The organism is Chryseobacterium rhizoplanae, assembly GCF_900182655.1.
Lineage (GTDB): Bacteria > Bacteroidota > Bacteroidia > Flavobacteriales > Weeksellaceae > Chryseobacterium > Chryseobacterium rhizoplanae.
This window is the reverse complement of the sequence record NZ_FXTC01000006.1, coordinates 327,911-343,363: the sequence shown is the minus strand read 5'-3', so window position 1 is coordinate 343,363 and position 15,453 is coordinate 327,911. Positions and strand designations below refer to the sequence as shown.

General features: G+C 34.2%; 10 protein-coding genes. 1 reads left to right on the top strand and 9 read right to left on the bottom strand.

What is annotated here, in order from left to right:
• A partial coding sequence (locus tag FN817_RS15575; RefSeq protein WP_142718752.1) for a condensation domain-containing protein occupies positions 1 to 1,463 on the bottom strand: 1,463 nt, incomplete at its 3' end.
• 922 nt (positions 1,464 to 2,385) lie between these two features.
• Positions 2,386 to 3,057, bottom strand: a complete 672-nt coding sequence (locus FN817_RS15570) for a porin family protein (protein ID WP_142718751.1) — start codon at positions 3,055 to 3,057, stop codon at positions 2,386 to 2,388.
• A 1,103-nt stretch (positions 3,058 to 4,160) separates the two neighbouring features.
• Between FN817_RS15570 and FN817_RS15565 the strand changes: the two genes are divergently transcribed.
• Positions 4,161 to 6,263, top strand: a complete 2,103-nt coding sequence (locus tag FN817_RS15565) for a M13 family metallopeptidase (protein ID WP_228451578.1) — start codon at positions 4,161 to 4,163, stop codon at positions 6,261 to 6,263.
• A 266-nt stretch (positions 6,264 to 6,529) separates the two neighbouring features.
• Here FN817_RS15565 and FN817_RS15560 read toward each other — a convergent pair whose 3' ends face one another.
• The 7 genes from FN817_RS15560 to FN817_RS15530 all read right to left on the bottom strand — a co-directional run bounded on the left by FN817_RS15560 (position 6,530) and on the right by FN817_RS15530 (position 15,371).
• On the bottom strand, positions 6,530 to 7,021 hold the full coding sequence (locus FN817_RS15560) for a hypothetical protein (RefSeq protein WP_142718750.1): 492 nt from the start codon (positions 7,019 to 7,021) through the stop codon (positions 6,530 to 6,532).
• 155 nt (positions 7,022 to 7,176) lie between these two features.
• Positions 7,177 to 7,941 (bottom strand): hypothetical protein, encoded by a 765-nt coding sequence (locus FN817_RS15555; RefSeq protein ID WP_142718749.1) that lies wholly within the window; start codon positions 7,939 to 7,941, stop codon positions 7,177 to 7,179.
• A 128-nt stretch (positions 7,942 to 8,069) separates the two neighbouring features.
• The gene (locus FN817_RS15550; RefSeq protein ID WP_142718748.1) at positions 8,070 to 8,744 is read right to left on the bottom strand and encodes a hypothetical protein; all 675 of its coding nucleotides are present in this window, start codon (positions 8,742 to 8,744) and stop codon (positions 8,070 to 8,072) included.
• Between the two features lie 236 nt (positions 8,745 to 8,980).
• Positions 8,981 to 10,558 (bottom strand): Na+/H+ antiporter, encoded by a 1,578-nt coding sequence (locus FN817_RS15545; protein ID WP_142718747.1) that lies wholly within the window; start codon positions 10,556 to 10,558, stop codon positions 8,981 to 8,983.
• A gap of 270 nt (positions 10,559 to 10,828) precedes the next feature.
• Positions 10,829 to 11,776: a terpene synthase family protein gene (locus FN817_RS15540; RefSeq protein ID WP_142718746.1), complete on the bottom strand. Its 948-nt coding sequence runs from the start codon at positions 11,774 to 11,776 to the stop codon at positions 10,829 to 10,831.
• A gap of 11 nt (positions 11,777 to 11,787) precedes the next feature.
• Positions 11,788 to 12,543, bottom strand: coding sequence for a LytR/AlgR family response regulator transcription factor (locus FN817_RS15535; protein WP_142718745.1), 756 nt, complete (start codon positions 12,541 to 12,543; stop codon positions 11,788 to 11,790).
• Entirely contained in the window at positions 12,540 to 15,371 is a 2,832-nt protein-coding gene (locus FN817_RS15530; RefSeq protein ID WP_167498880.1) for a sensor histidine kinase, read from the bottom strand. Before FN817_RS15530 ends, FN817_RS15535 begins: the two co-directional genes overlap by 4 nt.
• Positions 15,372 to 15,453: the final 82 nt, after the last annotated feature.

Genomic DNA, 15,453 nt, shown 5'->3' with positions numbered 1-15,453 from the left:
TAAGAAAGACGTATATCGCCAGATACCAATGCCGTATGTTCAGGGGTCCAGAATGCCTGTTCCTCAAATAAACCATGAAGCGTAGCCTCTCTGTCATAATATTTAATCGTATCATTCAGGGAAGAGATTACTTGGTGATGCATTTCATAATTCAATAAATGATAACCAGAAATTAATCGATTGGTTTTATTATTCAACAAATCATCCAGGATACAGATAAACAGATTTTTATAAAGCTCTATAAAGTTTGTAATCAATTCGGGATTAAGTTGAGAGCTATTATATATTATCTTAAAGCGAAGTATCTCATTTTTAACTTCCTGTTCCATAGAAATCATGTCAACTGTGTTCAGACTTAATTCATCATTAACTGTTACATCAGCAATTCCATGATAATCAATAAACAGATCCTTGAAACTAGTCTGAGAAAAATTAAACTCCAGAATATCAGGTCTTGGAGCGTACTTCATAAGATCTGATACAGGCAAGTAATCTGCTTTGGTATTCCATAAACTCTTGAGATAGTCAATATTTTGATTAATCAGATCCTTAAGTCTGCAATCAGAAGAAAAATAATATCCTTTAACAGTGGTATTAACATGTGAGCCTAAAATATAGTTTTGCTGTTTCTTAATACTTACCGGGTAATTAACAATCAGATGATTAACCTCTGATATTCGATGGAGTAAAATAGCAAGTACTAGCTGTCCATAGGCATAAGGAGTCAGTTTATAAGTTTCCGTTAACAGATTTGTTCTGGAAAGTATTTCTTTGGAAAATTCAAAGTTTATTTCATTGAATGAACTAGAATCACTTACAGACTTATTATACACTTCCAGAAACTTGAAACCCGGATTTTCAATGCTTGCTAAATGTCTTTTCCAAAAATCAGCAATTACGTCCTTTCCATTATTCAATATAGTTCTTACCTCCTTATTCATTTCATTAAGTAAATATGCCTGCTCGGATAGGCTTACCGGATTGTCATAACTACTATCATTATAATATTTACTCAATTCACTATGAAGAAAATTATCTGTCAACCGATCAATAAGGATGCTGGAAAACACATAGATTATTCTATATTTTCCATCATCCCGTTTAATAATATAAAATCTTGATAGTAGATCATTTTCAAGGTCGAATGGCTTTAGTACAAGCTTTAAAAACTCTTCATAATCAGTATAATTAGGGAGAGATACGAGCAGCGGAGTCGTATCAGACAGCTGCAACTTGCTTTTCCAAAACAATTCTCCATCCACACTAACTATATTACTATTAACCAATAAATTATGATTAACAAATCTTACCAGACTTTTATTGAGTCTTTCTATATCAATAACTCCTGAGAAGGTCTGATCTAAAATAATGTGAAGATCACTTTTCAAAGGATCTAACTTCCAATTGTCATAAAAAACTTCCTGATAGGGAGTCAGTTTCAATAAAAATTCTTGCTTCATCATAATAAGAATATTAATTACATATTACCTCTCCTGAATAACAGATACTTTAATTATCTTTTGATAGCTATGTCTTAATGATTATTAGCGTAATGAAAAGAAGAATCTTTATATTTTTTTAATAATAAGAAATGATACTAAAAAGAATTCTTTTTTCAATTGTAAAATTAACACACCCATATCATACTGATAACCAACAAAGTGTAGTTTTATCTTGCAATACATCAAGAAAAATATCTATAAAAATTAATTCTTGGAAGCTTTCGTATAATCCCAAGGAACAGTACGATTTAGTAAAAAAACTACATTCAACTAGTGATAATATGACTCTAGTTTAGAGTTATCTAAATGATAAGAATGTAATTTTGTATATAATCAATTTCAAAGAAGTTGATTAGAGCTGATCAAAAAAATATTGAAATGTAAGTTAATTATTACACTGATAGAAGCCTGGATAAAACTACCTCAGCATTCAGTTTGCTGTATATAGTCTAAAACATATGCTTGATGTATTTACAAAGTACAGACAGGGATTTTGGTAAAATCGGTTTAATTAACACAAATGATATGATCATAAAATTAATTAATGAACATATATATATTTAGAATGGGGTGTACCATTTAATATTTTTTTAAGTGTTTTTTAAGTTATTTTTTTACCACGGTGGCGGCAATGCAAATTACTATTGCCGCAATTTTTAACTCTTATTAGTTGACGTATTTATACATAAGTTTTATTTTAATTACAGATGGAGCTGCCTCATTTTCGAGACAGCCCATTTTATGTTTAAAGCTGTTTTACAATTTATCTGATATAGATAAATTGTAAAATTTTTGCAACAAATATGTCAAGATTTTTTTTAATATATTGCATAAAAATACCGAAAAATCTCATTCTTCGGTATTTTCTATATTTGAAAAATACTTATTTAAATATATAATTTAAAGTCAAGGCTATCACCTGTTCTGATTTTTTGCTATCATTACCTCCGATTTCATTTACAAGACCCGGATATGTATCTGAGAATCCTAAATCATACCTTAAAACCAATTCAACTTGCCTCTTGTAACTATATCCTACCCCTAATCCAAGCCCCCAGTTGAAGCTCTTAGCTTTACCATTTACACCTGAAGGCTGTTTTGGATCAGTAACATTAGGATCGTAGTAAGGTCTCCCAGCAGGAGTATTTTTCACATTTTGATTGACTAAAAAATTAAATCTAGGACCTATCAATCCAAAGAATTCAGATTCAGATTCTGAAAAGTACCCTTTAAAATAAAGAGGTACACTCAGATAGTTATTGGCATATACTGCATCATAACCATCTTTTCCTTTAGCATTTTTATCTTTCCCGGTTTCTCCTGCCCCATAATATAATACTTCCGGCTGTATAAAGAATTGATTAGTTTTTCCCATCGGTATCGTAGCCAAAACACCTCCTTGAAAAGTATACCTTGCACCGGAGGGATTGTGGGCATTTGCTACTCTTGAATAGTTTACACCTGCCGTAAGACCAAACCTTGTGTTTTTCAATTGTACTTGGGCAAAAGATAAACCGGAAAGAATTAAAGTTGAGAATAATAAATGTTTTTTCATGTGCTGTGGTTTTATATTGTTTTGATAATTTTCACTGTCACTTCAATATTAAGAGATAATAAACAACATAATTGACTATATCTTTAATCTTAAATATTAGCACTATTGTTCTGATATAAATATAAAAGAGATCCGGCAATTGTGTGGCCATGCCGGATCATTAAAAAACATAAATATCTACAGTATAAAACAATAATGTAGAAAATTCTTTAAAGAGACATGACAAATGTAAACAGATATCTTTACTTATTCCACTGAACACTAATCATATTATCACTAATTATGTGTAGTTTTATAACTATCACTAAGCAAGCTCAGTCCAATAGTCTTGCTATTATCCTGGCATACCTATAACTAGAGTTGAAATCACTAAAAGCTATCAATCAAGCCATGCAGCTGTAACTTTCAAATTAAGCCCTCTGGTCGATTTTATAACATAGGATTAAAATCGAGAAGTCTTCAATAATTCCCTATCACCTCACTTAAAATAAATATGATTAATTATAACGATGAAAAAATAATTATATAAATTTCCTTATATTTTTTGTTAGTTTTTGAAAAAAAAAGTATCTTTGAATCAATAATTATCAGTTTGTCAGGGAGTTGCCCTTTAAATGTCCCCCAAATTAATCAATTAATTGAGTATCAATATGGTTCATTTTCTGTATCGGGAAGTAATGAGATAAAAAAATTATCACCATTCATCAAAATCAAATTAAAATAAGTAATAAGATAATAAATATTGCAGTGCAGTTGATTATTCTGATGAAAATGGACTTTTGGATAATATTATAGTTTTTAGGATATTTGATTTATGATTTTTAACCACACAAATGTACCTAATTGTACCTCCATTTGTTTTGCTTCGTGTACCGTGGAGCCTTTATTTCTGTACCTGCTTAATAAAATTAATTCCCTTTTCCTATTAAAGCCTTTAGGCCTGTCTTATATTTTTCAAAAAGGAAAGTACATTAGCATTAAGAGATAAAATGCAGCTATTTTCCATTTGGTTTCATTTAAAAGGTCCGCAGGTCTTTTCTTAATTACACTTTTGGGGCAAAACAGTGAAACAGTATATCATCAAATAGTAAAAAAAATATACTATGATGAAATTTCTCACTATCTTAAACCGTTTAACTAAGTGTTTGAAAATTATATTTATTAGAATGAAAAATCATACGTTAACAACACTTTTAATCATTACAACGATACTATTTTCTTGTAAAGGTGAAAAAAAACCGGATATTCGTTCGGTCTTCAATAATTCAGGTTTTGATAATGGCAACATAGATTCTACTAAAAATCCATGTATTGATTTTGATGGCTTTGCTAATGGTAACTGGAAGAAGAAAAACCCTCTTCCTGCTACTGAAAGCAGATGGGGTGCTTTTGAAATTCTTGATCGGGACAACAAAGTGAAACTGAAAAATATTGTAGATAGCATAAGTAAACTACCTCATCTCAAATCAGGTTCAGAATCTCAACAGATAGCTGATTTTTACAGATCTTACATGGATACTATAACCATAGAAAAGTTAGGACTTTCATCGCTTGATAAGTATTTTGAGCGAATTGACCATATTAAAGATTATACCGATTGGGTAAACTTCTCCGGGGAACTTCAAAAGCTTGGCATACCCACTTTTATCAGTTATAAGGTAGAAGCCGATGCTCATAACAATCAAATGAATATTCTTTCGTTAGGACAAGGCGGGCTAACTTTGGGTGATAAAAGCTATTATGCACTAAAGGAATCTAAAAATGCCAACTTAAAAGACAGAATGATCCGGCATATCGACATTATGTACAAAAGCGCAGGCCTTAAAGATGTCTCCCCTGGTTCCAAAATTTATGAATTGGAGCAGAACGTAGCCAATCTGCAGCTAACCAGTCTGATGTTGCGCGATCAGATAAAAACTTATAATAAGTTGTCTGTTCCGGAACTCAGCCGCATAGCACCACAATTTAATTGGAACGGTTTTTTAAAAGCGCAGGGAATTAATACCCAGACTGTTGTTATTGAAGACCGGGCTTATATGAGCAATTTAACATCTCTCCTGTATAAAACACCTTTGACTGTATTGAAATTATATACCCGATGGCAGCTTTTATCTCATTTTGCCCCTTACCTGCCACAGAAATACAGCAATCCTCACTTTGCTTTTTTCGGAACAGTAATGGCTGGAAAAAAAGAACAAAAAAGCCGCATAGACATGGCTATCCAAGAGTTAGAGCAAGCATTGGGTATGCCTTTAGGTAAACTTTTTGTTCAAAGATATTTCCCTGAACAAGATAAACAAAAGATAAGTGAAATGATTGAAAATGTGCGCTGGGTTTATCATCAGCGTATAGACAGCTTACGCTGGATGAGTAATAGCACCAAAGCGTCTGCACACAAAAAATTAAACACAATGACTTTCAAGATCGGATATCCGGAAAAATGGCCCAACTATTTCGGTATCTCTATACAGCCATTACGTTTGATAGACAATGTTATTGCTGTTGCAGTTTTTCATCATAATGAAAACATCAGGAAAATTGATAAGCCCGTAGATAAAACCGAATGGCATTCAACACCGCAGACCGTTGATGCCTTTTACGATCAATATACTAACAGTGCTTGTTTCCCTGCCGGTATCCTGCAGCCACCTTTTTACAATCATAAAGCAGATGATGCTATAAATTACGGTGCCATAATCGCGGCGATAGGGCACGAAATAACCCATGCTTTTGATGACAGAGGTTCGAAATTCGATGCATCTGGTAATTTAAATAACTGGTGGACATCAAAAGACAGGCATAATTTTGAAAACCTCACAAAAGAATACATTGAATATTTTAACCAGATAGAGGCCCAGCCGGGATTACACATTAACGGACAGCTCACTATAAGCGAAAATATAGCAGATCTTGGTGGACTTACTCTGGCCTATCATGCGCTTGAAAAAAGTTATGATAAAAAAAAGCAGCCTGCATCTATTAATGGTTTCACCTGGCAGCAGCGTTTCTTTTTAGGGTGGGCACAAATGTGGCATGGCAACATCAGTCCTGAAGCACTGCGTAATGAATTATTAACCAACCCCCATGTCCCTTTCAGGTTTAGAATAAATGGCCCTCTGAAACAATTAAGGGAATTTAGACAAGCATGGAAATGCAACAAAAGAGATTCAGTCAATTTGAATATTAAAAGTATAGAAATTTGGTAAACTTATAATGTATCAACGAAGATTTAAACTTTTTTAGCCATCATTTCATATTTCTGGTCATGGTTTCAACTCTCATTCCGTTTAAGCTTACAACCTGTTATTTCGTATAGGGGATAACAAATGATGGGAATTTTTAAAATAAACAAAAAATGATTTACCAGAATTTAAAACATTGCTTCCCCAAGAATTACGAAAAGTAATTTTAGAAAAACAGCAAGACAGAATCTAAAAATGATTTAGCAAACTCAATATGCAGCTATCTATTATTAATATAATTCTTTATCGGAAAATTTAAAATCCTGTATTTTGGGCAAAGGCCTTATTAAAACTCTTTTCTTCCTGACTTTTAATGCTTTGTCTGAACCCGATATTTCATCAATTTCGGTTCTGATCCCGGTTACCAGATCAAATTTAGTTTCTGTAAATATTGTCTTTTCATCAATATAACCTTTAGTTGCGTTATTGGTGAGCTTATTGACATAAATTAATTCAAAACTGCCATTATTATATTTGAAGTCGTATGTAATATTCCCGCCTTTAATTTCACTCCACATTTTTAAGATCCCTTTTTCAATAAAGAAATCCGGAATTTGATATCCATTAAATTTCCCTTGATTTCCAACCGGATATTGGGGTTCGATGATCTTGGTTGAAGACACGGCCAATGCTAATTTCCCATTCGGTTGGGACAGGAAAATCTGTAATCTTAACGGTCTTGTTTCGTCTAATGTATCCATTTCCACAATTATTCTATCCATCTTCCCATCGCCATTTAAGTCTCCATGTTCTTCTCTGACCTGGTACGTATAGTGCTCTTTAACACTGCTATTTTGAGCCGATAAGTTCAGTGGAAACGAAAATAAAATAAATATAAAAATGATTACTGAATTTTTTAAAGATAAAACCATCTGCATTAAAAAGATTTTTTCCAAAATTTATATCCTGCTGAATAGATACCCAGCTCTTCCATCTTCTTAATATAAGACATTTCAAACATCATCAATCTGATTTCTGTTGCATCTACCGATCTGGATATTTTGTTTCCCTGTGAATCGAAAGAGATCTCCTCTTCCTGATGATCATCTTTAAAAAGATAATAGTAGAAAGATTCATCTTTCCAGTAAGAAGCATTTGGATCATCGTCATCAACAGCAATTTTCTTGCAGTTTTTACTGAGGTAGTCTTTGATTTTACTATAGTCAGCCGAAGTTTTTGAGGTCTTTTCTACTTTAAGATACATTAATTTGCCTTTCCGGTCTTCTACCATATCCATTTTGGGGAAAGTTACTGTATTCAAAACAGCTATCCTGTCTTTTTCCGGATCGTACGCGACTGTTTTGTATCCATAGCCAAATATTTCGGTTGGTTTCTTATTTCTCACCATCCAGTCATTGGTTGATTCTAAAGAAAGCTCTGTAGGAAATCTCCCATCCGTTTTAAAATAACCTAAAGTATCTTTTACAAAAAAAGCATTATTTAAAAGATTAAGAGCTTCTTTTTTATCCAGACTTTTAGGGTCTTTCGAAATAATCTCGTTGGTCTTTTTGATCTTATTGCTGTAAAATTCCGAAACATCAAAATCATTGGATATTTTTGCCAGATCAACAATTTTGTTATCCTGTGAATGACAAAATGACAAGAGAAATAATACGAAAAGCATGTAAATTTTATTTTGCATAGATCATTAGTTTTTTTATTTTTTTAATACTTATAATTGAATAAGAAGTTTTTCCATTAATGATATTTTTAACTGATAAGTGATTGTTAGGTACTAAAGTTTTCTGTCATCAATCAACTTATCCAGGATCACCTGCAATACAAAAGATCACCGGAACTCATCTTACCTATAACCTGGTCGGCATATTCATTTTTTATAATATAAAGGAAAGCTCTTACATCAGATTTATTTTTTCTGTTATCAATACCCTTATTTGCCTGCTTGACTTCAATGTTCATTGTATTGCTTCCATCGTCAGCAACTACACAATATTTAATCATCCGGTCTTTTAAACGCCAGGTATAAATATCATAAGGTTTAATAAAAGTCTCTTTGCTAACTTTTGACTTCCCATATTTTTGATCTAAAAACTCTACAAATTTTTTAGTTTCTTTTAAAGAAATATCTCCTGCAACCGCATTAAAAACCATCATCTTGCCATTAAGAGTAGTTGCGAAATTAATGGCATTAAAATCAAAATCGTCAAATCTCGCCAGAACATCTTGATGAGAAAAAATTTCCTGTCTGTATTCAATCCGTATTGGTTTTTCGCTTCCGATAAACTCTCCGTCAAAAATAGTATCAACGCCTATAACCTCAGACTTTATTTGATAATAGTTGTCATACGTTTTGTACTTATCTTTATCTGAAAAATATGTTGATGTCTTGTTATTAAAGTTGAAATCCTGCAATTCTATGGCCTTTTCCTTTTTACAACTGGTCAGAAAGAGTAAACAGATTACAACAAATATGATTTTTTCCATTGATATTATTGGCTAAAGTTTATTGCTAATGAAGTCACCTCTAATATATAAAATTTATATTTGCCTCATTTTTAATAAAATAAGGTGACAATGTACCTGAGTATAAATATTTGGTGCATTTAAGTATATCATTACCTTAAAAATTAATTTCGATATTGTTAGTGGAAATTCAGTACAACCAAATGATACAGTTTATCTGAAAACTATCCAAAACTGAAATTACGATCTAAGCTGTATCAGCCTTTCATATTCAGTCTTTCCTCCTGCAAATCCAATATTCTGAGGTGTTTTCTGATGATGTTTTCATCCAGTAGCAGTTCTTCACGATTTTTGTTAATAAGCCAGCTTCTTTGAGTGTCGAGAATGTCAATATAAATACGTCTGTATTCATCATAGTTTAGAATAATTTCAGAACTGTTCAACAGATTTTCATATTTCTGTAATTGATCTTTCAACGCCGGAAAACTATCTATTTTATCAGCATACTCGCTGCTGATTTTATCAATCGCTACTTTTGCCAGACTGTTCTGAATGTCGTAATCTATCTCTTTCGTACTTCTTACAAAATCCCGGTCTACCGGAGGAAATTTATTAAGCAAAAAAGGAAGGGTAAGCCCTTGTAAAAGCAGCGTTACCAGAATCACAATGAATGTAATGAACAGGATCATATTTCTTTGTGGGAACGGAGACCCATCATCTAAAGTTAAGGGTATGGAAAGTGCCGCTGCCAAAGAAACCACCCCTCTCATTCCGGTCCACCCAATAATTAATGGCGTCTGCCACCCAGGTGACTGCGGATCGGCAACGGTGATAAAATTTCTCATAATTAAAGTCGTCACCAGTGCTCCGTACCCTGCTAAAATCCTGACAATAATAAGCACTGCCGTGACTGCAATTCCGTAACCGATGGCTGTATAAATATCTGTGTCGCCTAAGCCTGAAACAATTTCCGGCAAATCTAAACCAATAAGCATAAACACTACTCCATTTAAGAGAAAACAAAAACTTTCCCAAACTGTTACCGTACGTATCCTTGATGCACTGCTTAAGAAATCATGACTTCGATAGGAAAGAAATAGTCCACCTGTTACTACTGCCAGAACTCCGGAAGCATGAACCTGTTCTGCCATAAGATACATGGAAAACGGTGCAATAAAGGTCAGCAGAATATCTATATTTGAATCAGTCGGCAACATTTTGTGCAATTTCAGAAAGACGTATGCAATCGCCAGTCCTATTCCCAGGCCTCCGAAGCACATCCATACAAAGCTTCCGGCTGCTTCATGCCACACAAACTGTCCGGTGGCAGCAGCAATCATCGCAAATCTGAAAATAATCAGAGAAGAGGCATCATTCAGCAAACTTTCACCCTCCAATATGGAGGCCAGCCTTTTCGGAACTTTTACAAACTTTAAGATTGCTCCGGCGCTCACTGCATCCGGCGGCGAAACGATACCTCCCAGTAAAAAACCAAGAGCCAGAGAAAACCCGGGAATAAAATAATTGGCGAAAACAGCCACTGAAAGCGCAGTAAAGAAAACAACGATGAAAGCAAAGCTGAAAATAATCCTGCGCCATCGCCATAGCTCTTTCCATGAAGTTGACCATGCCGCTTCATACAGTAAGGGAGGTAAAAAAATGACAAATAGTAATTCGGGTTCTACTTTAATGGCTGGCACACCTGGAATAAAACTTATTAGAAGTCCTGCTAACACCAGTAGAACAGGATATGCAACTTTAATTTTATTGGCCAGCATGATAAGCATGGTAATTAAGAAAACCAAGAAAAGATAAAATTCAAAGTCTTTAAGCATATGGAAATTTTAGATACTTAAATATATATTAAATTCTTAAAAACTTTACTCTTTTACAGAAATTTACCTCATAGAAATGGTAACTTTCTATATTCATACTTCATCAATATTAATTCTGTTTCAATTTCTCTGTAATCGCAAAAGTAGTGTCTGTTATATTATTGAGGGTTTACAATTGCCACCTTCTCGTTTCTGCCATTTCAGTAAACCATTATTTTGGAAGATTTTAATTAAAAAACATGAAACTCCTGTCAACTTTTCAGTCTGTAATTAAAGTATTGGCCGCCCTTTAGATAAATTTTCATCTGTCTCAGATTCTTTCAAGTAGCGGATTTTCCTATTTTCATTACAATATCTGATGGAACCAGATTGAATATACCTAAAATAACGAACTTCAACAGGATACTGTACTTCCAACCGGTCGAACTCCTCTTCCAAATCAGCTGAGTATTGGTAGAATAAAGAGACAACTCTATCGATCGCTATCTGCTCATCACAATTTTCAATTCTTTGAATAATTTTTACCGCATGAGCGTAATCTTTAATTTCCTTCTTTTTAGCCTTATAGGAGTACAAATCAAGAAGTAAGCCTATTGTATAACCTGATATTTTAAAAGCTTTTTCAAATGAATTACTATAATATGATGACGCAAGCAGATCATCATGAAGATACCACAATAAAGAAAACATTACGGGCATCGCAACATCATAAGCCCTGCAATCAAGATATTCTTCAAGAGAAGGCTCCAACTTTTGCACTTCAATAGTACGCTGCATCAGAACATTATCCAGATATTTCACAGATTCAATTTTGAAAATATCTTTTGCATCCTTTGTCCAGCCATTTTCTGAACAAAAATTCACAATTGGGTAAAATAACTTATCAACATCCGGGTGATCATTCAATGCTGTTTTAAACCCTTCAATGGTCTTAACAATGTGGTCCATGTCTACGGAATTGTCAAAGAATTGATCATCTATTAAAGCCCACATGCTGTAATACCTACTGATAGATTTAAGCTTTTCTATACGCCCAAAAGGAAAAATGTAGGCTGTATATTGGGCTCCCACTGCAATATAGTCACCATACAACGCAGTGTTTTCATTCATTACATTGAAAGCCGGGGTCTTAATAAAGGCTTTCATATCCTCTACCAGCACATCTAGTTCCGGATGTACCTTAGTTGGAAGATTTGATTCAAATAATGGTATATTCATTTAATAAATTTCTATTTTATCTTTTTTATTATTCGGAGAAATTCATCTTTTTTTCTCTGAGAGACCTGTAAAGAAGTGTCGTCACTCATGATGATATAGCCGCCACGGCCACGGATGTATTTTTCAACATGCTGAAGGTTGATTAAGTGCTGGTGATGAATGCGCACAAAACCTTGCTCCTTCAATGCATCTTCAAAATAGGCAAGGGTATGGGAAACCAACATTTTCTTTCCTCCTTTGAAATAGAGAGAAGTATAATTGTCATCAGCCTGAAGACGTACAATATCCATGGTATGAACATATATAAGACCTTCTAGGGTAGGAAGGGCAATTTTAGTCTGTTCAACCGGAGTTTTAATATACTGAAGCAAAGCTGATAACTGCTGTATTTTATTTTTGTCTTCCAAAAGTTTGGAAACTCTGTTTACAGTGATCATTAACTCATGGATGACAATGGGCTTGAGAAGATAATCCACTGCGTGATGTTTGAATGCCTCTACGGCATACTGATCATAGGCTGTAACAAATACTGTGTAAAAATTAATATCAGATATCTTTTCAAATAGTTTAAAACCATTCTCGATGGGCATATTTACGTCTAGAAATACCAGTTCCGGAGATATCCCTCTGATAACTTCTACAGCTTCATTTACAGAATCAGCCTGCCCGACAATTTCAACATCCGGACAATATTTGGATAAAAAGCGAAGAAGAGTTTCACGAGACTCCTGTTCGTCATCCACAACAATAGATTTTATTCTGCTCATAGGAAAGGGGTATTTTTTATGGTTATTCTGACAATAGTTCCCTGTAAATCCGGATTTATACTTTTTTTATGAGTAATCTCGGTAGAAATAGACGTCCCATACAATTCATTGATGGCTGAGATTCTGCCGGCGGTAATTTTAAGGCCCATAGACTTATAATCATTCGGTCTGCTGTCAAACTCACGGGCTTTTTCAAATCCTACACCATTGTCCTCCACAATACATATGATGGAGTCTGTGCTGCGGCTGCAGGATATTCTGAGAATTCCTCCTGTTTTCAGATACCTTAATCCATGGCTGATAGAATTTTCAGTGTAAGTTTGAAGAAGCATAGTCGGGATTTTTATTTGCTCCAGTCCCGGCTCTACAAAAATCTCATAACCGAAATGATTTTTGAAACGCATCTGTTCCAGCTCGATATAAGTTTTCAGCATAGACATTTCTTTATCAATTGTATTCCAATGCTTCTTGGAATGTGTGAGGGTTTTTCGTATCAGGTCTGAAAAGGCGGCCATATAATAATTGGCATTCAGTTCATCTTCTTTGCCGTAATAATTCTGAATAGCATTAAGAACATTAAAGATGAAATGAGGGTTGATCTGGGCACGGAGAGCCTGCATTTCCAACTCTGCTATCATTTTTTTTCTTTCTGTTTTCTCTGCTTCTTTTTTACGGATAATATTGATGCGATGCCTGTATATAATAGTGATAAAAACAAGCAATAAAAGAAACATTCCCCCCATAAACCAAAGCTCTTCCCAGAAAGGAGGTTTCACAACAATGGCCAGCACGGCAGGTGTTTTATTCCAACTGTTATTTTTTCCGGATGCCCATACATTGAGAAGATAATTACCAGGTTTCAAAGCTCCCAGATTTAAAGTGCTTTCTTCTGTAATTACCGTATCATTTTCTGCTCCGGACAAAAGATACTTATACTTAATATCTTTTTGATCCAGATAAGAAATAGCTGTATAGTTGATCTGAGCATTGTTCTGATTATAATTCAAACTTATTTTCTGCGGATAATAAACGGTGCTGTCTTTAAAAGAAGCCTTTAGAAAATACACTTTGTAAGGTTGGTTTTTGCTGACCTGATCCTGATCTATGACAATAATTCCTTTTGAGGTTGCCAAAAAAGCTTTTCCTTCACCGAATGTAATATTGTTAATCATATGACTGGGCACACCGTCAACAGCTGAGAAATGATAAATAGAAGGATGCATATCATCATCAAAGCTTATTCTGGACAATCCTTTATCTGTATTTATCCATAATCTTTCTTTCTCGTCCACATAAGCTTTCTCACAAATATTACTAATTAAGCCATTGGTTTTATTAAGTTTAATGATTCTTTGCCCATCACGGATAAAAACACCATCAGAGTGAGTACTGATGACTAGTCTGCCTTTTAGAAAATTAAGTGAGGTGATACGATTTTTACCTAGAGAAGCGTCCTGAATGAATTTTTTTAAAGTAGCATTAAAATAAAATAATCCCTGTATTGTACCAAGCCAGTAGACTCCCGTTGCATCAATTGCCGTTGCAGGAGCTGCAATGGAAGTACTCAATTCAGGGAGTTGGCTGAACGTTCCTTTTCTGAGATCATAGATAAGATGATTTTCCTTTTCTGTACTGGTTTGACTTAACAGAACAATATTATTTTTGATAGATGCCGATTTTTGGGAAAATTCCAGAAGCTTTGTGTTTCCATTTCCGGCCATACTGCATTTGAATAATCCTCTGTCTGTTCCTGCAAAAAAAGTATCATTATCAATAGATAAAATATATTTTAGTCTGTTCCATTGTCCGTCGCCCAGCGTATATAATGGTTTGAACCGATTCTTTTCTCTGATCATAACTTCACTGTTACTGTAGCCTGCTACGAGCTTTCCTCCCGGTAAATATTTTACAGTTAAAACATTATTATCTGTAAGCCCGTCATCCGTAGTATATACCAGTGTTTTATTGGCAGGCTGCATGTATACACCTTCATTGGTAGCATACCAACTATTATTTTGTTTATCTATAAAACAGCTATAGCTTACAATCCCCTTCATCGCAACATAATGTGGTATTTGATCTGCAGTCCCTTCAGGATCATATTCCAGAATCCCGCTTATGGTACAACACCATATTTTACCATTTTTGCCTACCGTAAGATCCAGAATATTGCCGGGTACCTTAATTTTTTTGATCACAGGCTGGCCTTCTTTAAATATAATATCATATATAAAATTGATATATCTTACATAAAGATGGCCATTCAAATAGAAACAGGGTCTTACCGCTTTTTCTTTAAATGTATAAACCGTTGTTGATCCCGGGTAATTTTTCTTTATAATCTTCTTTAAGGAAATGTAATAATCACTGCCCTGATCAGAGAAATGCATGTGGGAAGATTGTGCTGTGCTGTCTTTTGGATTAGAAATGCTTTCTTTTCCTATTACATATTTTTTATGCCGGTCAGAATAAAGATCCCATCTTGGAGCAATATCATAAAAGCCGATCTTTTTTTTCTCCATAAGATGGCAAAGATTATCATTATGTACAGAATATACTTTCCCGTTATAGATGTAAGTAGGGCTGCCGTTATAGGTACTTACCCATAATCGCTGCCAGGAATCTTCCCATGCCTGAAATGTTTCATTATCAGGAAGCCCATGATTACTGGTAATTGTCTCAAAATGATGCCCGTCAAATCTTGAAATTCCCCAACTGGTACAGAACCACATAAATCCTTTGCTGTCCTGATATACAGAATAAACTGTATTACTGGGCAGTCCGTCACTTAGGCTGTAATGCCAGAGCTGTGGCTGCTGACCATGCATTAGCAGAGTTTGAAGCAAAAGAAATAATATGAAGCGGTAATGATACATAGTTTTCAGGCTAATATAGAAAATTCCCCAGAAT

Coding starts and splice junctions, on each gene's coding strand:
- FN817_RS15530 (WP_167498880.1), bottom strand. CDS start 15,371: ATGCATGGTCAGCAGCCACAGCTCTGGCATTACAGCCTAAGTGACGGA.
- FN817_RS15565 (WP_228451578.1), top strand. CDS start 4,161: ATGATGAAATTTCTCACTATCTTAAACCGTTTAACTAAGTGTTTGAAA.
- FN817_RS15560 (WP_142718750.1), bottom strand. CDS start 7,021: ATGGATAGAATAATTGTGGAAATGGATACATTAGACGAAACAAGACCG.
- FN817_RS15540 (WP_142718746.1), bottom strand. CDS start 11,776: ATGAATATACCATTATTTGAATCAAATCTTCCAACTAAGGTACATCCG.
- FN817_RS15545 (WP_142718747.1), bottom strand. CDS start 10,558: ATGCTTAAAGACTTTGAATTTTATCTTTTCTTGGTTTTCTTAATTACC.
- FN817_RS15550 (WP_142718748.1), bottom strand. CDS start 8,744: ATGGAAAAAATCATATTTGTTGTAATCTGTTTACTCTTTCTGACCAGT.
- FN817_RS15570 (WP_142718751.1), bottom strand. CDS start 3,057: ATGAAAAAACATTTATTATTCTCAACTTTAATTCTTTCCGGTTTATCT.
- FN817_RS15535 (WP_142718745.1), bottom strand. CDS start 12,543: ATGAGCAGAATAAAATCTATTGTTGTGGATGACGAACAGGAGTCTCGT.
- FN817_RS15555 (WP_142718749.1), bottom strand. CDS start 7,941: ATGCAAAATAAAATTTACATGCTTTTCGTATTATTTCTCTTGTCATTT.